The organism is Nocardia sp. CA-135953, assembly GCF_050955735.1.
Classification (GTDB): domain Bacteria; phylum Actinomycetota; class Actinomycetes; order Mycobacteriales; family Mycobacteriaceae; genus Nocardia.
This window is the reverse complement of the sequence record NZ_CP192082.1, coordinates 1,499,916-1,521,819: the sequence shown is the minus strand read 5'-3', so window position 1 is coordinate 1,521,819 and position 21,904 is coordinate 1,499,916. Positions and strand designations below refer to the sequence as shown.

Sequence of the window (21,904 nt, the reverse complement as noted above, 5' to 3'; positions counted from 1 at the left end):
AGCGCAGCCGAATGACGGCCGGTCATCACGATCGGCCGTCATTCGGCGTCTGCGGGTGGTCGGAAGTGCCGGTGCGGCAAAGGTTCGCGCCTTCGGTTCCTGGTTCAATGCGGTGCTCGGCGGCCAGGATTACCAGCGCTATGTGGACCATCTGCAGCGCAATCACCCTGGTTGCGAGATTCCGTCGGAGCGCGAGTATTGGCGGCGTCGGCACGCGGATGCGGATAACAATCCGCAGCATCGTTGTTGCTGAACGATCCGACTATTCGATGGTCAACTGAGCTTCGCTACGCTCGTGATCCAATAGCCAGCGCTTGACCGGCAGCCCCCAACGGAACCCGCCGAGCGCTCCCCCGATGCGCAGAACCCGGTGGCACGGCACGAAAAGCGCCGCGGCATTGCGGGCGCAGGCATTGGCGGCGGCGCGGGTGGCGTCCGGTCGCCCGGAGATGGCGGCGTATTCGGTATAGGTGACCGGATCGCCCGCCGGGATCTCGCGCAGCACTTCCCATGCGTGCATGAGGAATTCGCCGGATTGCTGACGCACCTCGATCACGTCGATCGCGGTCAACTCGCCGCGATGGTAGGCGGTGACCGCGCGGGTCACCTCGCCGAGGTCGGCACGCCCGCGTAGCTCGCTGGGCCGCAGACTCGGGTGGATCAACTGCCGCAAGCTCTCGGCGTCGTCGGTCCAGCCGGAGGCGAGCACGGCACCGTCCGCATCGACAAGTGCGGTGAACGGGCCGATCGGAGTAGCGGAGGTCGCGAAATCGGTTGTCACGATCGGGTTTTCGCTTTCGGTGCGGCGACGGCCCGCGTCGCGGTTGCTTTCGGCGGTGTGGCCTTGCGACCGGCGAGCGCGGCCTTCCATAGGTGCATGGACAGATACGAACGCCACGGGGTCCAGCGCGCGGTATCGGTGAGATCGACCCCGAGCAGGGTGGCGCCTTGGCGGACAACGAGATCGGTGTCGAGCAGCACATCCGGATCGGCGAGCAGTCGCATGGTCACATAGTCGGCGGTCCACGGTCCGACCCCTTCCAGTGCCAACAGGTCGCGGCGCAGATCGGTGGCGGTGCGGCCCTGGTGCAGCACCAGATCGCCGGAGGCGAGAGCCGAGGCCGCGCGGATAATCGAGCGGATCCGCCGCGCCGGGCCGGTCAATACCTCGGCACCACGTTCGGCGATCGCGGCCGGTATCGGGAACAGCCGCGCGACCGGTCCGTCGATCGGCTCGCCGAGCGCCTCGACCAGTCGAGCGGTGTGGGTCGCGGCGGCCGATACCGAAATCTGCTGACCGATCATGGTGCGCAGCAATAACTCTGGACCATCGAGTGCGCCGGGCACGCGGATACCGGGAGTGAACGGCGGGCGGGCTCGGCCACGGCGGGCAGTGGCCGCACCGACATCGAAGGGATGGTCGGCCGGTGCCGCACCGGCGTCCGGGAGGTCTCGTCCCGACGTCTCGATGACCTCGGTATCGGCGGGCCCCACGCCGAGCGCCTCATCGATGCCGACCGGGTCCGCGTCCAGGTCCAGCAGATGCCGCAGCCGTGCGACGGTCGGTGCGAGGTCGCGCATGTCGTGCAGGGAAAGTTCGGCGCGCACGTGATCGCGTTGGAAATTCAGTCGCGTGGTCGCATGTCCGTGCGGGGTTCGCAGGGACCGGGTGTAGGCGCGGTCCTCCCATAGCTCCATGCCCGGCACGACGTGCGAGGAGAGGAACCATTCGAGCCAGCCGCGGTCCAGCGGCTCGCGGAAAGGCAGCCGCAGCGTCAGCGATCCATTGGTGGCGGGCACCAGGTGGCCGGAGCGGGTCACCCGCTGCGCCTCGGTGCGCATGATGGTCGGACTGACCGCGAATACCTCGCGGACGGTGTCGTTGAACTGCCGAATGCTGGCGAATCCGGCCGCGAAGGCGATATCGGACATCGGCATATTGGTGGTCTGGATCAGCAGCCGCGCGGTGTGCGCGCGATGCGCCCTGGCCAGCGCCAGCGGACCGGCGCCCAGTTCGGTGGTGAGCACTCGGGTCACCTGGCGCTGCGAATAGCCAAGCGTGGCGGCCAGTGCCGGCACGCCGCCGCGCTCGATCACGCCGTCGCCGATGAGTCGCATCGCCCGTGCGGCCAGATCGGCGCGGGTATTCCACAGCGGTGATCCGGGTGCGGCATCGGGCAGGCAGCGGCGGCAGGCCCGGTATCCGGCCTGCTGTGCGGCGGCGGCCGTCGGCAGGAAGGTCACATTCGTCGGCTTCGGCGTTATCGCTGGGCAAGAAGGGCGGCAATAGATTCCGGTCGTTCGCACCACGGTGAAGAACTGGCCGTCGAATCGGGAGTCCCGGGTCGATACCGCCCGATAGCAGCGTTCGAAATCCAAAGCCGTGATCGTCACCCAATCCACAATGGCAGCAACCCACACCTGACGCTAGCGGAAATCCGCCACAAACCCCGACGAGACCGACCGGTCGATGTGCCGACCCCGGGCCGGGTGGCGGGGGTCGACGCGGTGCGTCCGGCCCTCGAATTCGGTCGATGGTCCTGCCGTTGGGACAGCACCATCGACGGCCACGTCACGGTGCGCTACGACCGGGACTCGCGGAAGACCGCCGAGTCCGGCGCGTTCGGGCGCGCCTCTCGGATGAGAAGTACGCCCGTGCCTGCGGCCACGAGCCGGTCCCCGGGCTGACCAGGGATCTACTCGCCGAACCCATCGGCACTATGCTCGACCACAATCTGCTGCAGGAACTCATCCAGTCGACGACCATCGTCCTGCGCAACCTCTACTGGCTCGACGGACCCTGAGGTCAGATCGCTGCCCGTCGGTCCCGGACCGGTCCGCGAGTGCTCGGGAGAGCATGTTCGAACCAACGTGGGATCGACCGAACCGGGCGATCTTCCGGCGGGCGTCCAGGCAGTCGAGGGTCTTGCACGGGCGCCGCCGGGATTCACACCGCCGGAGCACGATTGCGGCGGGTCGACATTGGGGCTCTTCGCGGGAGGTACTGCCGAGTTCGGACGCAACCGAACGACGGCCGTGAGCTTGACCGCTGCCGGTCCGACCAGCGCTGTTCTCACGCTTGCCACGCAATGATCGGCATGTGCGGTCAGGCCACGGTGGTGCGGAGTCGGGAGCCCGCTCGACCGCGGATGACGTGCAGGCGGCTCGGAATACGCTGGCGCATTTCGTCGACGTGGCTGACCACACCGACCACGCGCCCGCCCGCGCGCAGTTCGTCGAGAACGCCCATGACCGCGTCGAGGGAGTCGGCATCGAGCCCGCCGAAACCCTCGTCGATGAAGATGGTGTCGAGCACCACGCCGCCGGATTCGGCCGCCACCGTGTCGGCGAGGCCGAGCGCCAATGACAGTGCGGCCATGAAGGATTCGCCACCAGAGAGGGTTTTGGCGGGCCGGACGGCACCGGTGTAGTCGTCGCGGATATCGAGGCCGAGCCCGCCGCGGCGGCCGCGCGGGCCCGCCTTGTCGGAGTGCACGAATTCGTAGCGACCGCCCGACATTCGACGCAGCCGAACCGAACCCGCCAATGCCACCTCCTCGAGCCGAGCGGCAAGTACGTAGGAGCGCAACGACATTCGACGGTTGTTCTCGCCCCGGCCCGCGACGACCTCCGCGAGTGCGGCCAGTTCCTCGTGGGCGCGCTGTACCGGGGCGATCCGATCGACCGCGGCCCACAGCTGACCACCCAAATCCTCCAGCAGGTTCACCCGCCGGGCGGCCTCCGCATGCGCGGCGACAGCCGCGTTCAGCTGGACCTGCGCGACAGCCACGGCGGACTCCAACTCCGCGAGATCGCCGGGTTCGGTCGCGGCGGCGGCTTGGATCTCCGGCTCCGCGAGGACGGCCTCGGCATGCGCGCGAGACCGATCCGCGGCGACCAATTCCGCTTCGATGTCATTCTGCCGCTGGGTGGTTCGCGACGCCGCGGTGACTACCCGCGCGTATGCCGTCAATAAGGCCACGTCGTCGCGCGGTTGCGTGCCATCCTCGGCTGACCTCGAACCGACTGCACCCCTGGTGGTCTCCGCATTATCGACGCGCCTCTCAGTCGAATCGGAGACCGCGCCAGTGCCATCGGCATCGGCATCGGCATCGGCATCGGCGCCCGCAATACCATTGGCAACGCCGCGCGGATCGGCGACCCGCGAAACCTTCGAACCAGCCGCCAGACCGGGCGTTGCCCCCGGTCCGGTTGCGACGGAGTTCTCAGCCTGCTCGATGACGAAACCTGCTGCCAGCGCAAGGCTTTCGATCCGGTCGGCGACCGCGGTGACCTGCTCGACTGCGGCTGACTCGTCATTGCGTGCGTCGCGGAGGGCGGTGGCGTCACCGATCAGCGTGTCGAGTCGGGCGCGGCGGCGGTCGATAGTTTCGTCGGCGCCCGCGGCGGTGCGCAGGCGGTCGGTGAGTTCGGTGAGGCGCGCGGCGGCGGCGGCGATGCGGGTCGTGACGGTGCTGCGGCGGGTGTCGGATTCGCGGAGTTCGTCGTGCAGGCGCGATTCGTCGGTGCGCAGGCGGGACAGTTCGGCGGTGAGGCTGTCGGACAAGGTGGCGAGTTCGGCGGCGTCTTCGTAGCGGTCGGTCGCGGCGCGCAGGGCGGCGGCCAGTTCGACGCGGTCGGCATCGCCGCCGCGGGTGACCAGCGCGTCGATTTCGCGTTCCAGATCGGTGATTCGCGCCAGCACCCGGTCGCGGGTGTCCTCGGCCGCGCGCTCGGCGGTGGCCGCCGCATCCTCGGCGTCCTTCGATACCGCGCCGACTGCGGCGCGAGCCGGTGCTGGATGGTCGGCCGAGCCGCATACCGTGCACGGCTCGCCGTCGAGCAGTTGCCCGGCGAGTTCGGCAGCCATCCCGGCCAGCCTGCGCTCGCGCAGGTCGAGTACGCGTTCCTTGGCATCGAGGTGCGCCGCGCGGGCCGACTCCAATTCGATCCGGGCGTGATCGAGACTTGTTCTGCGACCGGCGAGTTCGACCGCTGCCATCGCCGCGGCCTGCAGGCGTTCGCATTCGGCGGTCAAGGTGGGCAGTTCGGCCGCGGCCTCAGTGGTTTCGCGCAGCCGGGCCTCGATGGTTGCGATCGATTCGGGTAGTTGCCGACGCATTCGCGTCAGCTTGTCCACGCGGCGGGTGAGTGCGGTGTCCTCATCGCGCAGCGTGGCCAGTTCGGAGGTGAGCCGGGTGGCGGTCGTCGCATCGGCGCTCACCTCGTCGAGCGCGCCGATCTGGGCACTCCACCGTCGAATGGCCGCATCGACATCCGCGTCGGCGACGACGATCGGCTTTCCGTCCGCCGCGCGCTCGACCGTGATCAGGTCATTACCCACGACATCGGTGCCAGCGGGTTCGGCGAGCAGTGCGGCCAATCGTGCTGCGATGCGGTGGGTTTCGTCCGACTTGCGCCTGGCGTGCATTACCGCGGCGCGGGCCGCATCGATGGCCTCGGCGACCGGGGCGGCACGGCGGGCCGATTCGAGTTCGGCCTGCAGCTCGGCGCGGCGGTCGGCGGCCGCTGCGTACTCATCGAGCCGCTCGCGGGCCGCGGCCACACGGCGGCGCAGTTCGTGCAGGCGGCGTTGCTCCTCGGCGCGGGACCTGATGCGCGCCGATTCCTGTTGACACCGTTCGGCTTCCGCTGCGGTCGCGATGAGTGCCGCACGCGCGGTCGCGAGCAGATCTTGCGACCAGCCGACTGCCTCGAGAGGCCCGACGGTTTCGGCTGCCGTCTCCCCCGCCGTCACCGCGACCTGTGCGATCAACCGATCGATGCCTTGCTCGCGCGACTCCACGTCCGCGGTCGAGGCCCGGCGCTTGTCTGCCAACCACTGCTCGGCACTGCCGAAACGTTCGGTGTCGAAGAGCTTTTCGAGAAGCTTCTCGCGCTCCTCGTTCTCCGCGCGCAGAAATCGCGCGAAATCACCCTGGGGCAACAGCACGACCTGGAAGAACTGGTCCGCGCTCATGCCGAGCAGGCGAATGATCTCGTCGCCGATATCGGTCAGGCGAGCGAGATTCGCGCCGCGCCCGTCCAACCATTCCAGCGTCGCTGCGGCATTCTCCTTGACCCAGCCGCTTTTGGCCCGTTTGCTCGGCCGCTGGAATTCCGGCGAGCGCGTCAACCGCACTCGTCGCCCACCCAGCGTCGCCTCCAGCACGACCCGGGGCGGCGTCTGCTCGTCGGCATGATCGGAATGCAGGCGCTTACTCTCGCCACGTGCGCCGGGCACGCTGCCGTACAACGCGAATGCGATCGCGTCCAGCACCGTCGTCTTTCCGGCTCCGGTCTGCCCGTGCAGCAGAAACAGCCCGTCCGCGCCGAGCGCGTCGAAGTCGACAACCGTGGTCTCGGCGAACGGGCCGAATGCGGTCATCTCCAGCCGATGCAGCCTCATTCAGCGCCCCTGCCGAGTGCGGTCGACGTCGCGGACACCACGCGCAGCGCCCTCCGGGGCACCCGGGGGCATCCACTGCGCCCGCTGGAAGAACCCACGCTCGAGGCAGAGCTGTTGTGATATCCCATGCCGCGAAGGGTGTTCGGCATGCCTGGCACGGATTCTCCGAAGCGGTATCCGCTGGTGACCGGTCTCATCGAGCCACGACGGCCGCTCATGCGGACAGTTCCCCGGCAAGCGTGACCGCTACCGGCACCTCCCGGTCGGGTTCGCGTATCGCCGCGGCGAGTGCCCGTTCCAGCCAGGCCATTTCACCCGGGGTGGGTTCGCCGCGAACGTCGGTGAGGAAGCTCTGCGCTATTTCGGTGTCGCGGCGACCGTGCACGCGTTCACGGTAGCGCAGTTCCGGGCTTCCATCCGGGCGCGACCATTCCACGTGCACCGCATGCGGGAAGCGTTCGCGCAGCTTGCGCATGGCGTCGACGGGGCGGGCGTAGTCGGTCAGCGTCGCCGAGACATAGTGCCCCTCGGCCTCGGAATAGGCTGCATCGCTGAGCAATTCGTCGAGCGTACCGCTGAGACGACTCAGGCCGCGCACGAGCGGGAGGTCGCGGCGCCGCACCGAATGCAGGCCGGTTGCGTCCAGGTCGACGAGCCATACCGCCTTGCGGTGCGAGGCCTCGGCGAACGAATACGGCAGCGGGGAACCGGAATAGCGCACCGATTCCGAGAGCGTCTGCGGTGAATGCAGATGCCCGAGCGCCACGTAGTCGATGCCGTCGAATGCCGACAGCGGCACCGTCTCCACGCCGCCGACCGAAATCGAACGCTCGGAACCGGTCGCCTCGGCACCGACCACGAAGGCATGGGCGAGTACCACGGTGCGGGTGCCGGGACGCTCGGCGATATCGGACCGGATTCGGCACATTGCCGCGTCCAGGATGTCGGCATGCGAACGCGCTTGCGGCACACCGAGTTCGGCGCGAGTGATTTCCGGCTCGAGGTATGGAATGCCGTAAAAGGCGATCACGCCGTGCTCGTCGGACACCAGCACGGGCTGATCGACAGCGGCGACCGTCGTGCGCAAATGCAACCCGCCCGCGGCCGCGAAACTCGCACCGGCACCGAGCCGCGTCGGTGAATCGTGATTGCCGGAGGTCGCGACGATCTGCGCCCCGGCCGCACGGATGGCCTCGAATCCCTGGATACACACCGCGATCGCGTCGGCGCTCGGAATGGATCGGTCGTACACGTCCCCCGGCAGTACGACGACATCAACGGATTCCGCGGCCACCAATTCGGCGATGGCCGCGAGCGCGGCGGCCTGATCGGCGAGCAGATCGACCCCATGGAACGTGCGCCCGATGTGCCAGTCCGAGGTGTGCAACATCCGCATGCCGCGAAACCGTAGGCGATCGCACCGACAACACTCAAGAATTTGGCCGCGCCTTCGGCGCGGCGTGTTCGCGGCCGCTCGCTCCGGGGTGGTCGGTGATGCGTGGACGCAAGATCCGAACGTCCTGTTTGCTGCTTGCCGCTCGGTGACCCGCTGCCTGGTACGAATCTGCGGCTCCAGGCATTCGTCGACGAACTGCTGTCCGATAGCTCGCGGGTTTCGAACTTGTCGGTGCCATGGGGCACTATCTGCGCTATGACCGCACCGACGCTCGTCGCACTGATGCTGGTGTTCGCCGCCGGGGTGGGGCTCGGCTGGCTCGGGCATGCCGCGCGCGCCGGGCAGCGCGCGACGGCCGCTGAGGCGAGACTGGCCGCCGCCACCGACAATGAGCGGCTACTGCGGCAATCGCTCACCGCGGCGAATGAGGATGCGGCACGCCGACATTCGCACGCCATCGGAGCGATGGTGGATCCGCTGCGCGAGGCAGTCGGCACGCTGAACCAGCACATCCAGCAGGTCGAACATCACCGGATCAACGCCTATTCGAGTCTGCGCGAACAGGTCGCGGGGATGCAGCGCACGTCACATCAGCTCACCAGCCAAACAAGTCAGCTTGTCGCCGCACTGCGCGCACCGCAGGTGCGCGGTCGCTGGGGCGAGATCCAATTGGAGCGGGTGGTGGAACTGGCGGGCATGACCCGGCACTGCGATTTCGACACCCAGGTGAGCCGGGCGGCGCGCAGCGACGGGGCCACCGAACGCACCGGCATGGTGCGGCCGGACCTCGTGGTCAATCTCGCAGGCGGCAGGCAGATCGTGGTCGACGCCAAGGTGCCGTTCACCGCCTACCTCGACGCCACCATGACCGACGATCCGGACGAGCGCGCCGAACTGCTCGGCCGCCATGCCAAACATCTGCGTGCCCATATCGATCAGCTGGCCGATAAGGCCTATTGGCTGTCCTTCGATCCCGCGCCGGAGTTCGTGGTGCTGTTCGTGCCGGGGGATCCATTCCTCGATGCCGCACTCACCACCGATTCCGGCTTGCTCGAGCACGCGTTCGGCCGCAACGTGATCCTCGCTACTCCGACGACTTTGATCGCCTTGTTGCGCACGGTCGCCTTCGGCTGGCGTCAGGAAGCACTGTCCCGCGATATGGCTACCGTTCAGCAATTGGGTCGCGAACTCTACAACCGGCTCGGCATGACCGGCCGACATCTGGACCGCCTCGGCGCGCAACTCGGTAAGGCCGTAGACGCTTTCAACTACACCGTCGCCTCGGTCGAGTCGCGGGTGATGGTCACCGCCCGCAAACTCCACGATCTTGAAATAGCCGAGCAGGAGGTGCCGGCAATCCATCGGGTCGATTCATCGCCGCGGGCGGTCGACTTCGCCGACGCCGACGATTAGCCCTGCGACGGCCGTGCCGTAACGCCGCCGAACGCGGCGGCGGTTAGTGTCATGGGGTGGCTGCTTCCCAACGTGTGCGAACCCGGGTGCCCGCGCCGCATCGTTCGATCCTGCCCTCGGTGCCGGGGATTCCGGCAGGGGCGGCGGTTCTGATCGCGGTGGCGTGCACGTTTTTGGGGTTCCTGATCGATGCCCACGGCGAGAATAACGAGCTGACCGCGACGTTCAACACGTTATACGTCCTCGGCTGCGTCGCGGCGGTGCTCGCCGTTCGCTATCGCGGGCTCTTCACGGCGATGGTGCTGCCACCACTGTTGCTGTTCGTCGCGGTGCCGCTGGCTTATCAGCAGCTCACCGATGGCGCTTCGACGGGCCTGAAGGACATCCTGCTGAATCTTGCGATCCCGCTGGTCAACCGGTTCCCGATCATGGCGCTGGCCACCGTGCTGGTGCTGGCGATCGGCGCCGGGCGGATCCTGCTGCACAGGCGTGAGGAAGCCGCCGGCCGCGCCGACGAACCCCGTCGCGGCACCAGTTGGGGCCGCAGCAACGCGGCCAAACGCACCAGGTCGGAGCGCGCCGACGGCGGCTCGATCGCCGATGCCGCGCGCCGCCGCACCCGCCGTCCCCAGGTCGATACCTCCGACCTCGATACCGATCTGCATCTGCCGCGACCGAGTCGGCGCGGTAGTTCGGAAGTAGCGGACACCCCACCGCGCGTCGGCGGCGCAAAGGGCGCCCGGGGTGACGAACGCCCGAGCCGCGAGCGCCGACCGAGCACCCGTCCCACTGCGGCAGCGGCTCGGGGCGAGGCCGAACCGACACGCGCCGCACGATCGGTGTCAGCCGCTCGAGGCGAAGGCGACACGACACGGGCCGCCCGATCGGCGGCCCCTCGGGCAGAGGGCGATCCGAGCCGCACCCCGGCAAGAAGGCGAGGCGAGGCACCGCCCCATCCACAGCCCAATGTGCGCTATCGCGAACGCGATTCGAGCCGGACCGAGCGACGCAGGCCAGAAAGCCTCTAGCCATCGAGGGTAGTCGAATGGCGGCTCTGAACTTCACCCACAGCCACCATTCGACTACCCTCGACAACGCAAACTGGCGACGGGCGAAAACAGTTGGCGCTGCTCAGCGCCGCGACGTCCGCAGCTCCCTCGGCAGTGCGAATACCAACGTCTCATTGGCGGTGGTCACCGGCTGCACCTCACCGAACCCGTGCTCCGCCAACATATCCAGCACACCGCGCACCAGGATGTCGGGCACGGACGCACCCGAGGTGATGCCGACCGTGCGCACACCCGCCAGCCACGCCGGGTCGACCTCGCGGGCGTAGTCCACCAGGTAGGAGGCCTTCGCGCCGGCGCCGAGCGCAACCTCGACCAGGCGCACCGAATTCGACGAATTGCGCGAGCCGACCACGATCACCAAATCGCATTCCGGCGCCATCGCCTTCACCGCCACCTGACGGTTCTGGGTGGCGTAGCAGATGTCATCGCTCGGCGGATCCTGCAGTGCGGGGAAACGCTGGCGCAGCCGCTGCACTGTCTCCATGGTCTCGTCGACGCTGAGCGTGGTCTGGGAGAGCCAGATCACCTTGGACTCGTCGCGCACGGTGACCCGGTCGACCGCGTCCGGACCGTCGACGAGCTGTACATGTTCGGGGGCCTCGCCCGCGGTGCCCTCGACCTCCTCGTGCCCCTCGTGACCGATCAGCAGAATGTCGTAGTCGTCGCGGGCGAAGCGCTTGGCCTCCTGATGCACCTTGGTCACCAGCGGGCAGGTGGCATCGATCGTGCGCAGATTGCGCGCCGCCGCCGCCTCGTGCACCGCGGGTGAGACGCCGTGCGCGGAGAATACGACCAGCGCACCCTCGGGCACCTCGTCGGTTTCGTCGACGAAGATCACACCCTGCTCACGCAGCGTCTCCACCACATGACGGTTGTGCACGATCTCCTTGCGCACGTAGATCGGGGCGCCGTGCTTCTCGAGCGCCTTCTCCACCGTCTCGACCGCGCGGTCCACACCGGCGCAGTAGCCACGCGGTTCGGCTAGCAGCACACGCTGACCACCGTCGGCATCGGCGGATCCGGAACCGGCCGTGCTGGCGATTCCGACGTTCAAAGGGATGGCCGAAGACATGCCCCTCAGCTTACGTGCGGCCGATGAGTAGTGGACGCGCGGTCGCGTCGTTCTCGACACACTCGCACCGGGCGAAACCGCCGGATGATGCACTACCCCCGGCGCGCGTGGTCAGGCAGCCTGCGTAACCACGCAGGGCCCCCGCGCGCGCCTAAAGTAGATTCCGTGTCTGTGACACCAGTGCTTTGCATAGCATCCCGTATCGGGCAGGCTAGGAGCATGTTTCGACCACCGTTCCTGGCCCGGGTCGCCGCCGGCGCGGCCGTATACGCCATCGAAGAAACCCGTCGGCTACCAACTGCCGCAATGAATTTCCCGATCACCGCGATCAGCCAGATGCTGCAGACCACCATGCACGTCCAGCAGTTCGTGACCAGCCTCGCCCTCAAGGGCGACAGCGTATTCGACCGTCTCACGAACGCCCCCGTCGAGCAGCCCGACTGGGCCACCTTCGACGAGGACACCGAGCCGGAGCTCACCGATCCCGCCCGCACCAGCAGTTTCGACCTGTACGACGACGAACCGACCGACTTCGCCGCCGATGCCGCCCGCGCCGGTGAGACCAATGGTCACGCCGTCCCGGTACAGACCATCGCCGTCCCGGAGACCGAGGTTCCCGCGGTCCCGGAACCCCAGCCCGAGCCCGAACCAGAGGTCGTCGAGCCCGAGGTGGCCACCCGCTACGACTACGCCAATATGACCCTGGCCCAGCTGCGCGCCCGCCTGCGCATGCTGACTGTCGATGATCTGAACGCCCTGCTCGAGTACGAACAGCAGACGCGTGCCAGGGCGCCGTTCGTGACCATGCTGACAAACCGGATCGCCACCGTGCGGGCTCAATGAGTTCAGCATCGCGGAGCGATTCGATGGGGAGTGGTGGCAGGGAGACGGGTGGGCCCGAACCCCTCGCGTCTTCGTCGACGGTTGGCCGGGAATCCGCCGGCCAACCCGACCGAGCGGCTCCCGCCAACTCCGCCGAACAGCCGTGGCCGGTGCGTTCGGTGGCCATCAAGGTCGCGCAGTGGATCGACCGGCTCGGCAGCATCTGGGTGGAGGGCCAGATCACCCAGATCAATCTGCGTCCCGGCACCAGCACCGCATTCCTGGTGTTGCGCGATACCGCCGCCGATATGTCGCTGTCGGTGACCTGTCATCCGGATCTCATCCGCCGCTCCGCCGTGCCGCTGCAAGAGGGCAGCCGGGTGGTGGTGTACGGCAAACTCGCGTACTTCACCGGACGCGGCACGATTTCGTTGCGCGCCATGGAGATTCGCCCGGTTGGCATCGGCGAACTGCTGGCCCGCATCGAACGGTTGAAGGCACTGCTCGCTGCGGAGGGTCTATTCGATCCCCGGCTGAAGCGGCCGATCCCGTTCCTGCCCAAGACAATCGGACTGATCACCGGCCGGGCAAGCGCCGCCGAGCGCGATGTCCTGACAGTGGCCCGAAATCGTTGGCCCGCAGTGCGTTTCGAAATACGCAATACCGCGGTGCAGGGCCCGACCGCGGTACCGCAAATGGTGCAGGCGCTGGCCGGACTCGATCGCGATCCGGCCGTCGAGATCATCGTGCTGGCCCGCGGTGGCGGCAGCGTCGAGGATCTGCTGCCCTTCTCCGATGAGACGCTGTGCCGTGCGATCGTCGCCGCGACCACGCCGATCGTCAGTGCGATCGGTCACGAACCCGATAATCCACTGTGCGATCTGGTCGCCGACCTGCGCGCCGCCACCCCCACCGACGCCGCCAAGCGCATCGTGCCCGACGCGGCCGCCGAACTGGCCGGGGTCCGCGATATGCGCGCCCGCGCCGCCGCAGCACTGCGCGGCTGGGTCGACCGCGAAACCAGGGCGCTGGCCCAGTTGCGTTCCCGGCCGGTGCTGGCGGATCCGCTGCGTGAACTCGACCGCCGCCATGACGAGATCGAACGCCTGCGCACCGCCGCCCGCCGCACCGCCGACCATCTGATCAGCACCGAAACCACCGCAACCCGGCACCTGCGGGAGAAACTCACCGCGGTGGGACCGGCCGCGACGCTGGCCCGTGGCTACGCTGTCGTCCAGCGCGTCAGCGGTAAGGAGCGGCATGTGGTCCGCTCGATCGAGGATGCGCCCGCGGGTAGTCAGCTGCGGATCCGGGTCGCCGACGGTGCGATCTCCGCCGCCGCACTGGGCACCCGAGCATTGGGCACCCGAGCACTGGGCACCCGAGCATTGGGCGAGACCGACACAGGGAGGAACTGACCTTGGCCGACCCCGGCAAGGACGACGAGCTGGCCGAGATCTCCACCTTCGGCTACGAACGTGCCCGCGACGAACTGGTCAACGTCGTCAAGATGCTCGAACAGGGCGGCCTCGACCTGGACGAATCCCTCGCACTGTGGGAGCGCGGGGAGGCGTTGGCCACCCGCTGCGAGGAACATCTGGCGGGCGCGCGTCAGCGGGTCGAAAACGCCCTCTCTCGCACCGACCTCGAAACCGACGGGTGACCATCCGCCGCGCCACCGTTGTGTAACAAATTTGTGTCACAATGGGCTGATGACCGCTATCCCCATCCGCGAACTCTCGCATCACACAGCTCGATGTATGGCGCTGGTCAAAGCGGGGGAAACCATCGATATCACCGAGCGCGGCACCATCATCGGCCGGATCGTCCCTGTCGATCCCGAGCGAGACGTTCGGGCGCGGTTGCTCATCGAGCGCCGGATGCGCCCGGCCACCAGGGGTCGTGCGGATCTGCTTGCCGAGGTACGCCGACGGCTGAACGATGCACCGATCGATACGGAGGGCAGCGCGAGCGCGGCACTGCAGGCTCTGCGCGACGACGAGCGCTACTGATGATCTATCTGGACACCAGCGCTCTGGTGAAGTTGGTCCATCTGGAATCGGAATCCGCCGGACTCGCGAGTTGGCTCGATGATCGCCCCGAAGAGCCCTGGGTTGCTTCCTCGCTGGTGGAAGTCGAACTGGTCCGCGCGGTGCGTGTGGCGGAACCGGCCGACCTCATTCACGTACCGGCCGTCCTAGCTCGCGTGGACAGGCTCGAAATGGATGAGATCGTACGGGCCGATGCCGCAGCGGTATCACCCGCAACAGTCCGGAGCCTCGATGCGCTGCACTTGGCCACCGCACTGGAACTAGCCACCGATCTGATCGCATTCGTCACGTATGACAAGCGCCTCGGCGCCGCGGCAGAGGCCGCCGGTTTGACATGGGCAGCGCCGCTCTGACTAGCGCGTGAGCGGCTGGCCTGCGCCGATGGCCGCGGCCAACGTGGTGAACGCGGCCTGGTTCCCCGCGCCGGTGATGAGCACTCGGGACTGGCCGAAGTCGGCGATCCACGCCGTCTCGGAACCCTGTTCGGCGTAGACGACCCACTTCTGGTCGCCGACCTGCTCGGTGCCGGTGCCGTAGCGGGAACCGAGCACGAAGCGCGATAGCGCCTCCTCGGTCGCGCTGCTCTGGCTCATCCGCATGTACGTGCCCTGCGGTGTGATGAAACCAACAGTGCTGACCGGCCCGCCGCCGGTGGTGGTGATCGTGTCGCGGCTACCGGAGTTCGGAGTCCAATGTTCGGGCAGGCTCGGATTGCGGATCGGGAAGGGCATGGTCTTCGCGTCGTTGGCCAGTGCGGCCGTCACGTCGAAGTGCGGAATCTGCCCCTCTGTCGGTCCTTTCCCCGCGAAGCTGCACTGGCTGGCGAGCCCCGCGAAGACCACGGCGATCAGCACCAACGGGATCAGTGACCAGAACAGATCCCGGTAGTCGTTGAGAATTCGCGGCTTTTGGTACGACACGCTCCCAGTATCCACGCGCGGTCCGGGGCACTCATGCACAGGTGGTCCCAGATCTGGAACGGTAGTACCTGATCGAGAACGGTCACGCTTCTGAGAGAATCAGCGGTAGCAACGACCGTAGGAGGCACACCGTAATGACGGCATCTTCGCCCGCACCCAGCCGCCGCGAGGCGCCGGACCGCAACCTCGCGCTCGAACTGGTCCGGGTCACCGAGGCCGGTGCGATGGCCGCGGGCCGTTGGGTCGGCCGCGGCGATAAGGAAGGTGGCGACGGTGCGGCCGTCGACGCCATGCGGCAGCTGGTCAGCTCCGTTTCCATGCGCGGCATCGTGGTCATCGGTGAGGGCGAGAAGGACGAAGCGCCCATGCTCTACAACGGTGAGCTGGTCGGCGACGGCACCGGTCCCGAGGTCGACTTCGCGGTCGACCCGATCGACGGCACCACGCTGATGTCGAAGGGTTCGCCCGGCGCCATAGCGGTGCTCGCGGTCGCCGAGCGGGGTGCGATGTTCGACCCGTCCGCGGTGTTCTACATGCACAAGATCGCGGTCGGCCCCGACGCGGCGGGCGTGATCGATATCTCGGCCCCGATTGGCGAAAACATCAGCCGGGTGGCCAAGGCCAAGGGCCTGTCGAAGTCCGATCTCACCGTCTGCATCCTGGACCGGCCGCGCCACGCGGACCTGATCCAGGAGGTCCGCGACGCGGGCGCACGCATCCGCCTGATCTCCGACGGTGACGTCGCGGGCGCCATCGCCTGCGCCCGCCCCGACTCCGGCACCGACATCCTGGTCGGCATCGGCGGCACCCCCGAAGGCATCATCGCCGCCGCCGCGATGCGGTGTATGGGCGGTGAGCTCCAGGGCATGCTCGCCCCCAAGGACGACGCGGAACGTCAGAAGGCCATCGACGCGGGTCACGACCTCGGCCGCATCCTCACCACCAATGACCTGGTCGCGGGCGACAATGTCTTCTTCTGCGCCACCGGCGTCACCGACGGTGACCTACTACGCGGCGTCCGCTACTACCCCGGCGGCGCCTCCACCGAGTCCATCGTCATGCGCTCCAAGTCCGGCACCGTCCGCATGATCGACGCCTACCATCGCCTCACCAAGCTCCGCGAATACTCCTCGGTCGATTTCGTCGGCGACGAGGATGCGGCGCCGCCGCTGCCCTGATCTTCTCGAAGGCATCGAGCCCGGTTCACTTCGGATCGGGCTCGTTTTGCGCCATGTGCGGCGCTCTTTCCACCACGGTAAACTCCGGAATCCCCAGCAGACCAAGGAGATCCGGTGTCAATTGTCGGGAAGCTGTTGAAGAACCGCCGTGCCGGAGAGCAGGGCCTGGCCTGGCATCTGCCGAACCTCGCCACCGACGCGACCTTCGAACTCACCAGCCCGGATTTCACCCACGAGTCGCCACTGCCAAAAGTGCACGCGTCCAAGCGGATCGGTGGCCGAGACGCATCCCCCGCGCTGGCGTGGACCGCGCCCGACGGTACGGCGCAACTCCTCCTGGTCGTCGAAGACCCGGACGCACCAACAGGATTGCCATTCGTCCATTGCGTGGCCCTGCTGGAATCGACCCGCGCCGAACTGCCCCGAGACGGACTGCGCGCCGACGCTCCCGCGCCGGGTGTCAGCATCCTCCGCTCCAGTTTCGGCCGCGGCTACCAAGGTCCGGCCCCGATCAAAGGCCACGGACCGCACCGCTACGTCTTCCAACTCTTCGCCCTGACCGAGCCGATAACCACCATCGGCGGCAAGCCCGCCGCGAAATCGAAACCGCGCCACATCTTCTCCGCCGCCAAGGCACTCGCCCATGCTCGGATCGACGCATTCTACGAACGACCGTGACCACTCAGACGCCCTAATCAAGATCAGGTGGAACTGGTGGCGGGGCTACTCGGTTGATGCCACCTGATCTTGATCGGCCGGGGGGGATGGGAGCGGTTTCGGGGTGTTCGCGGAGCGGGGCGGGGCGGTGTGCGAATTGGGTCAGGGGTGGTAGCCCCACGAGTGGCGTGTGCGGCATAGGGTCGGGATTATGACGACCGAGGAGACGCAGTTCCGGATCGAGCACGACACGATGGGGGAAGTTCGGGTTCCCGTGGATGCGTTGTGGCGGGCGCAGACGCAGCGGGCCGTGGAGAACTTTCCGATCAGCGGGCGTGGGTTGGAGCGGGCGCAGATCCGGGCGCTCGGCCTGCTCAAGGCCGCGTGCGCCAAGGTGAACAAGGATCTCGGGCTGCTCGATCCGGTCAAGGCGGAAGCCATTATCGCCGCCGCGAACGAGATCGCCGAGGGTCTGCACGACGAGCAATTCCCGATCGACGTCTTCCAGACCGGCTCGGGCACCAGCTCGAATATGAACGCCAACGAGGTGATCGCCTCCATCGCGAAGGGCAACGGCGTGACCGTGCACCCGAACGATGACGTGAACATGTCGCAGTCGTCGAACGACACCTTCCCCACCGCGACCCATCTCGCCGCCACCGAGGCCGCCATCAAGGATCTGATCCCGGCGCTGGAGCATCTGCGGCTGGCGCTGCTGGACAAGTCGGCCGAATGGCGCACCGTCGTGAAGTCCGGGCGCACCCACCTCATGGACGCCGTGCCGGTGACCCTCGGCCAGGAGTTCGGCGGCTATACCCGCCAGGTCGCGGCGGGTATGGAACGCATCATGGCCGTGCTGCCCCGGCTAGGTGAGCTGCCCATCGGTGGTACCGCGGTCGGCACGGGCCTCAACGCGCCCGCGGATTTCGGCGCGAAAGTCGTTGCGGAACTGGTGCTGTCGACCGATCTCGACGCACTGTCCGAAGCGCAGGATCACTTCGAGGCGCAGGCCGCCCGCGACGGTCTGGTGGAGGCGTCCGGCGCAGTGCGCACCGTCGCGGTGAGCCTCACCAAGATCGCCAACGATATTCGCTGGATGGGTTCGGGCCCGCTGACCGGTCTCGGCGAACTCCGGCTGCCGGATCTGCAGCCCGGTAGTTCGATCATGCCCGGTAAGGTGAATCCGGTACTGCCCGAGGCGGTTACCCAGGTCGCCGCGCAGGTGATCGGCAACGACGCGGCGGTCGCGTTCTCCGGTGCGAGCGGCGCGTTCGAGTTGAACGTCTACATCCCGGTGATGGCGCGCAATCTGCTCGAGTCGATTCGGCTGCTCGCCAATGTGTCCCGACTGTTCGCCGATAAGTGCATCCGCGGTCTGATCGCCAACGAGGATCATCTGCGCACCCTCGCCGAATCGTCACCCTCGATTGTGACGCCGCTGAATTCCGCCATCGGATACGAAGAAGCGGCCGCGGTCGCGAAAGAGGCACTGAAGGAAAAGAAGACCATCCGTCAGACCGTGATCGATCGCGGTCTGCTCGATGAGAAGCTCACCCTGGAAGAACTCGATCGCCGCTTGGATGTGCTGTCGATGGCCAGGGTCGAGGACGAAAAGTAAAAAAACCGGTCGGCGCACAAGTCGTGCGCCGACCGGATTCGAGACTCAGGCCGGCGAGCCGACCCGCAGGCCCGCGAGTTCCGCACGCGCCTTCTCACCGTCCGCACCGAGACCGGTGCGGGTGAAGAACTCCCACCGCTCCAGCAGCGGGCCGAAGACCAGTTCGTTCTCCTTGGCGCGGTCGTAGATGCCCGCCTCGGCGAGCACATCATCGCTGCTGCGCCCATCGGGCAACGCCACCGACGGCACCTCGAACCGCGCGACGCTGTCGGCGATGGCGCGCATCGTCTGATCCGGTGCTACACCGAACGCCGCGGTGATCAGGTCCGCGAAGAAGATCGACTGCAGTTCATCGTCGATGGCAATGCGCTCGGCGATGGCGGTGACCATCTTGTTCTCCCCGAGCGCGGCGGTGTTGCGATGCCGGATGGCGGCGGCCGCCTCCTCGAACGCGCAGGTGGCGAGCACGTCGAGCAGGTGCAGTGCGGGACGCCGGAAACCCTTCGTCATATGGTCCATCCGCATCCGCTCCAACTGCACCGGGTCGACCGACCGGGTGACCATGAGGTAGTTGCGGATCATGATCTCGTGCCGGTTCTCCTCGGCCGTCCACCGGCCGACCCAGCGCCACCACGATCCGGTGCGCAGGTACTTGCCGACCTCACGGTGGTACGAGGGCAGATTGTCCGCGACGAGCACGCTGACCGTCAGCGCCAGCTCGGCGGTCTCGCTCAACTCGGATTGCTCGGGCTCCCAATCGATTCCGCCGAGGAAGCCGAAGTTGCGGCCGTCGTCCCACGGCACGTAGTCGTGCGGCTGCCAGCCGTCGGCGGCGGCGATGTGGCGGCGCAGATTCAGTTCCACCTCATCGGCGAGGGACGCGAGCAGTTCGCGATCGGTCAAGAGAGTTTGCACTAGCACAACCTAGCGGCTGGGCCCCGCGATGCGGGGATCTACGAATAGGAATCGGTACCGGCGTCCGAGCGTACAAGCACCAGCTCTTTCGAGCGAACCGCGAGGCACTCACCAATAATGGCACGTGAGCGCCCGGACGCCGGGCGGATCAGGACTTCGGCGTGACGGTCGTATTGCCGTCCACCCAGGTGATGGTGCCGCCGACGAAATCGCTCTGCTTGCCGCCGGGGATGTCCTTCTCGTCGCTGGTCGGGTACCCGATCTTGCCGTCGGGGCCGTCGTTGTCCTCCCACGCCTTGCGGATTTCGCCCCAGACGATGTGCGCGCCGCTGTCCTTGCTCCAGACGATCGCGCCGCCGGTGAAGTCCTGCCACTTGCCGTCGTCGGGGGCGTCCTCCTGCGACTTCAGCGGAGCGCCGAGCGGACCGGTCGGGCCGCCGGACTGCACGTACTTGTCGAAGATGATGCCGGAGACGGTGATGTCGCCGCCCTCGGTGGCGATCTTGGTCTCCTCCGCCGCGCCGGACATGTGCTCCTCGCCGTGGGCGGCCGCCGAGGTGGTCGTCATGGATGCGGCGGTGTTCTTGTCCTTGTCGTCGTCATTGCCGCAGCCGGTGGCCAGCAGCAGTGCCACGGCCGCGGTGACCGCGGTGAATCCAGCCGTTCGTCGAGCGAAGTGGTGCATTTCCATCCCTCTCGTCGCGCGTAGCCTGAGCCGATGCTCGGCAACGGCCCGGCGAATCGATGTGAGACTCGCCGGGCCGTCGCTGAACAGGTATCACGCGGATACTACCCGCTCGATTGTGATAGGAAACACACCCTGGGTAGTTGCTGCTACCAGCTATGCACTCGGGCCGTACTCCTCCAACATCTCGGTCACCAGCGCCGCGATCGGCGACCGTTCGCTACGGGTCAGCGTGATGTGCGCGAAAAGCGGATGCCCCTTGAGCTTTTCGATCACCGCGGCGACACCGTCGTGCCGACCGACCCGTAGGTTGTCGCGCTGGGCCACATCGTGGGTGAGCACGACGCGCGATCCGGTGCCCAGTCGGCTGAGCACCGTCAGCAGCACATTGCGCTCCAGCGACTGCGCCTCGTCCACGATCACGAACGAATCGTGTAGCGAGCGACCGCGAATATGGGTGAGCGGCAAGACTTCCAACATGTCGCGGCTGAGCACCTCCTCCATCACCTCACGACTGGCCAACCCGTCGAGCGTGTCGAAGACCGCCTGCGCCCACGGGCCCATCTTCTCGCTCTCCGAACCCGGCAGATAGCCGAGATCCTGCCCACCGACCGCGTACAGCGGACGGAACACCACCACCTTGCGTTGTGTGCGACGCTCGAGCACCGCCTCCAAACCGGCCGTCAGAGCCAGCGCCGACTTGCCGGTGCCGGCCCGGCCGCCGAGCGAGACGATGCCGACGCTCTCGTCCAACAGCAGATCCAGTGCGATGCGCTGTTCGGCCGAGCGGCCGTGCAGTCCGAACGCCTCGCGTTCACGCACCAACTGCACCCGCTTGTCCGGCGTGACCCGGCCAAGGGCGCTGGAGCTAGCCCCGAGCAACCGGATTCCGGTGTGGCACGGCAGTTCCCGCGCCTCGTCCAGATCGAGCACGGCCTCGGTGTAGAGCTGATCGATCTGTGTTTTGGAGACATCGATCTCCGCCATTCCGGCCCAGCCGGAGGTCACCACGTCCTGGGCGTGGTATTCGTCGGCGTGCAAACCCACCGCACTCGCCTTGACGCGCAAGGGAATGTCCTTGGACACCAGCACCACCTGACGGCCCTCGGCCGCCAGATTGAGCGCACAGGCCAGGATGCGGGAGTCATTGGTATCGGTGCGGAATCCGACCGGGAGTACCGCGGGGTCGGTGTGGTTGAGTTCCACCTGCAGCGTTCCGCCCTCGGTGCCGATCGGCACCTGCTGATCCAGCCTGCCGTGTTGCAGACGCAGATCATCGAGGTTGCGCAGGGCTTCCCGCGCGAACCAGCCCAGTTCGTGATGGTGGCGCTTACCTTCGAGTTCGCTGATCACGACCAGCGGTAATACGACATCGTTTTCGCCGAACCTGGTGAAAGCCCAGGGATCCGACAATAGAACCGAGGTGTCGATGACGAAGGATTTCGCACCGGAATTCTGGGAATGCGAGGGGCGGGCCCCCTTCGCGGCGGCTTCGCCTTTCGCGGAGCTGGAGTGCGCCGAGGGAGCGGGAACGGAGCGTGCAGCAGTCACGGTGGGCTCCTTTGTGTTCGCGCGGCACCCGCACGAACGATCTCGCTGGACCGGTCCGTCCTGATGGGATCCGACTTGCGTCAGATGCCCAGAGGGCCGGGTGCCGGCCCCCTCGTACTGAGTAGCTCAGTCACGGTTCAGGACCTC

The 21,904-nt window shown here is 67.3% G+C and carries 21 protein-coding genes; 12 read left to right on the top strand and 9 right to left on the bottom strand.

Going from position 1 to position 21,904, the window contains the following annotated elements; genetic code table 11:
• Nucleotides 1-55 precede the first annotated feature (55 nt).
• Nucleotides 56-253: a YbdD/YjiX family protein gene (locus ACQPXH_RS06915; protein WP_433601476.1), complete on the top strand. Its 198-nt coding sequence runs from the start codon at nucleotides 56-58 to the stop codon at nucleotides 251-253.
• A 9-nt stretch (nucleotides 254-262) separates the two neighbouring features.
• Here the strand turns inward: ACQPXH_RS06915 and ACQPXH_RS06910 are convergent, their stop codons facing one another.
• Nucleotides 263-781 (bottom strand): methylated-DNA--[protein]-cysteine S-methyltransferase, encoded by a 519-nt coding sequence (locus ACQPXH_RS06910; protein WP_433601475.1) that lies wholly within the window; start codon nucleotides 779-781, stop codon nucleotides 263-265.
• Nucleotides 778-2,403: a DNA-3-methyladenine glycosylase 2 family protein gene (locus tag ACQPXH_RS06905; protein WP_433601474.1), complete on the bottom strand. Its 1,626-nt coding sequence runs from the start codon at nucleotides 2,401-2,403 to the stop codon at nucleotides 778-780. Before ACQPXH_RS06905 ends, ACQPXH_RS06910 begins: the two co-directional genes overlap by 4 nt.
• 131 nt (nucleotides 2,404-2,534) lie before the next feature.
• Here ACQPXH_RS06905 and ACQPXH_RS06900 point away from each other — a divergent pair, with 131 nt between their 5' ends.
• Nucleotides 2,535-2,804: a hypothetical protein gene (locus ACQPXH_RS06900; RefSeq protein WP_433601473.1), complete on the top strand. Its 270-nt coding sequence runs from the start codon at nucleotides 2,535-2,537 to the stop codon at nucleotides 2,802-2,804.
• 302 nt (nucleotides 2,805-3,106) lie between these two features.
• Here ACQPXH_RS06900 and ACQPXH_RS06895 read toward each other — a convergent pair whose 3' ends face one another.
• Both ACQPXH_RS06895 and ACQPXH_RS06890 read right to left on the bottom strand, forming a co-directional pair.
• Entirely contained in the window at nucleotides 3,107-6,409 is a 3,303-nt protein-coding gene (locus ACQPXH_RS06895) for an AAA family ATPase (protein WP_433601472.1), read from the bottom strand.
• 214 nt (nucleotides 6,410-6,623) lie between these two features.
• Entirely contained in the window at nucleotides 6,624-7,805 is a 1,182-nt protein-coding gene (locus ACQPXH_RS06890; protein WP_433601471.1) for an exonuclease SbcCD subunit D, read from the bottom strand.
• A 255-nt stretch (nucleotides 7,806-8,060) separates the two neighbouring features.
• On the opposite strand from ACQPXH_RS06890, the gene ACQPXH_RS06885 reads away from it, so the two are divergent.
• Nucleotides 8,061-9,218 (top strand): DNA recombination protein RmuC, encoded by a 1,158-nt coding sequence (locus ACQPXH_RS06885; RefSeq protein WP_433601470.1) that lies wholly within the window; start codon nucleotides 8,061-8,063, stop codon nucleotides 9,216-9,218.
• A gap of 56 nt (nucleotides 9,219-9,274) precedes the next feature.
• The gene (locus tag ACQPXH_RS06880; protein ID WP_433601469.1) at nucleotides 9,275-10,246 is read left to right on the top strand and encodes a DUF6542 domain-containing protein; all 972 of its coding nucleotides are present in this window, start codon (nucleotides 9,275-9,277) and stop codon (nucleotides 10,244-10,246) included.
• 103 nt (nucleotides 10,247-10,349) lie between these two features.
• On the opposite strand, the gene ACQPXH_RS06875 is transcribed toward ACQPXH_RS06880, so the two are convergent.
• On the bottom strand, nucleotides 10,350-11,360 hold the full coding sequence (locus ACQPXH_RS06875; RefSeq protein WP_433601468.1) for a 4-hydroxy-3-methylbut-2-enyl diphosphate reductase: 1,011 nt from the start codon (nucleotides 11,358-11,360) through the stop codon (nucleotides 10,350-10,352).
• Nucleotides 11,361-11,579: 219 nt separating this feature from the next.
• Here ACQPXH_RS06875 and ACQPXH_RS06870 point away from each other — a divergent pair, with 219 nt between their 5' ends.
• The 5 genes from ACQPXH_RS06870 to ACQPXH_RS06850 are packed head-to-tail and all read left to right on the top strand — an operon-like array spanning nucleotide 11,580 to nucleotide 14,586.
• Nucleotides 11,580-12,203, top strand: coding sequence for a lipid droplet-associated protein (locus ACQPXH_RS06870; protein ID WP_433601467.1), 624 nt, complete (start codon nucleotides 11,580-11,582; stop codon nucleotides 12,201-12,203).
• Nucleotides 12,204-12,226: 23 nt separating this feature from the next.
• Nucleotides 12,227-13,600 (top strand): exodeoxyribonuclease VII large subunit, encoded by a 1,374-nt coding sequence (gene xseA / locus ACQPXH_RS06865; RefSeq protein WP_433601466.1) that lies wholly within the window; start codon nucleotides 12,227-12,229, stop codon nucleotides 13,598-13,600.
• A 2-nt stretch (nucleotides 13,601-13,602) separates the two neighbouring features.
• Nucleotides 13,603-13,845: an exodeoxyribonuclease VII small subunit gene (locus ACQPXH_RS06860; protein ID WP_433601465.1), complete on the top strand. Its 243-nt coding sequence runs from the start codon at nucleotides 13,603-13,605 to the stop codon at nucleotides 13,843-13,845.
• A 49-nt stretch (nucleotides 13,846-13,894) separates the two neighbouring features.
• Nucleotides 13,895-14,194 (top strand): type II toxin-antitoxin system Phd/YefM family antitoxin, encoded by a 300-nt coding sequence (locus ACQPXH_RS06855; RefSeq protein WP_433601464.1) that lies wholly within the window; start codon nucleotides 13,895-13,897, stop codon nucleotides 14,192-14,194.
• Complete coding sequence (locus ACQPXH_RS06850; protein ID WP_433601463.1) at nucleotides 14,194-14,586, top strand: type II toxin-antitoxin system VapC family toxin; 393 nt, start codon at nucleotides 14,194-14,196, stop codon at nucleotides 14,584-14,586. Before ACQPXH_RS06855 ends, ACQPXH_RS06850 begins: the two co-directional genes overlap by 1 nt.
• On the opposite strand, the gene ACQPXH_RS06845 is transcribed toward ACQPXH_RS06850, so the two are convergent.
• Entirely contained in the window at nucleotides 14,587-15,153 is a 567-nt protein-coding gene (locus ACQPXH_RS06845) for a DUF4245 domain-containing protein (RefSeq protein ID WP_433601462.1), read from the bottom strand.
• A gap of 134 nt (nucleotides 15,154-15,287) precedes the next feature.
• Here ACQPXH_RS06845 and glpX point away from each other — a divergent pair, with 134 nt between their 5' ends.
• The 3 genes from glpX to ACQPXH_RS06830 all read left to right on the top strand — a co-directional run bounded on the left by glpX (nucleotide 15,288) and on the right by ACQPXH_RS06830 (nucleotide 18,606).
• Complete coding sequence (gene glpX / locus ACQPXH_RS06840; protein WP_433601461.1) at nucleotides 15,288-16,331, top strand: class II fructose-bisphosphatase; 1,044 nt, start codon at nucleotides 15,288-15,290, stop codon at nucleotides 16,329-16,331.
• Between the two features lie 114 nt (nucleotides 16,332-16,445).
• Nucleotides 16,446-17,009 carry a YbhB/YbcL family Raf kinase inhibitor-like protein gene (locus tag ACQPXH_RS06835; RefSeq protein WP_433601460.1) on the top strand — a complete coding sequence of 188 codons (564 nt, stop codon included), beginning with the start codon at nucleotides 16,446-16,448 and terminating at the stop codon, nucleotides 17,007-17,009.
• A 190-nt stretch (nucleotides 17,010-17,199) separates the two neighbouring features.
• Complete coding sequence (locus ACQPXH_RS06830) at nucleotides 17,200-18,606, top strand: class II fumarate hydratase (protein ID WP_433601459.1); 1,407 nt, start codon at nucleotides 17,200-17,202, stop codon at nucleotides 18,604-18,606.
• A gap of 45 nt (nucleotides 18,607-18,651) precedes the next feature.
• Here ACQPXH_RS06830 and ACQPXH_RS06825 read toward each other — a convergent pair whose 3' ends face one another.
• From ACQPXH_RS06825 to ACQPXH_RS06815, 3 genes are all read right to left on the bottom strand, one after another.
• Nucleotides 18,652-19,521 (bottom strand): acyl-ACP desaturase, encoded by an 870-nt coding sequence (locus ACQPXH_RS06825; RefSeq protein WP_433601458.1) that lies wholly within the window; start codon nucleotides 19,519-19,521, stop codon nucleotides 18,652-18,654.
• A 148-nt stretch (nucleotides 19,522-19,669) separates the two neighbouring features.
• A complete protein-coding gene (locus ACQPXH_RS06820; protein ID WP_433601457.1) occupies nucleotides 19,670-20,206 on the bottom strand; it encodes an LGFP repeat-containing protein in 537 nt (178 codons plus the stop codon).
• Between the two features lie 156 nt (nucleotides 20,207-20,362).
• Complete coding sequence (locus tag ACQPXH_RS06815; RefSeq protein WP_433601456.1) at nucleotides 20,363-21,757, bottom strand: PhoH family protein; 1,395 nt, start codon at nucleotides 21,755-21,757, stop codon at nucleotides 20,363-20,365.
• Between the last annotated feature and the right edge of the window lie 147 nt (nucleotides 21,758-21,904).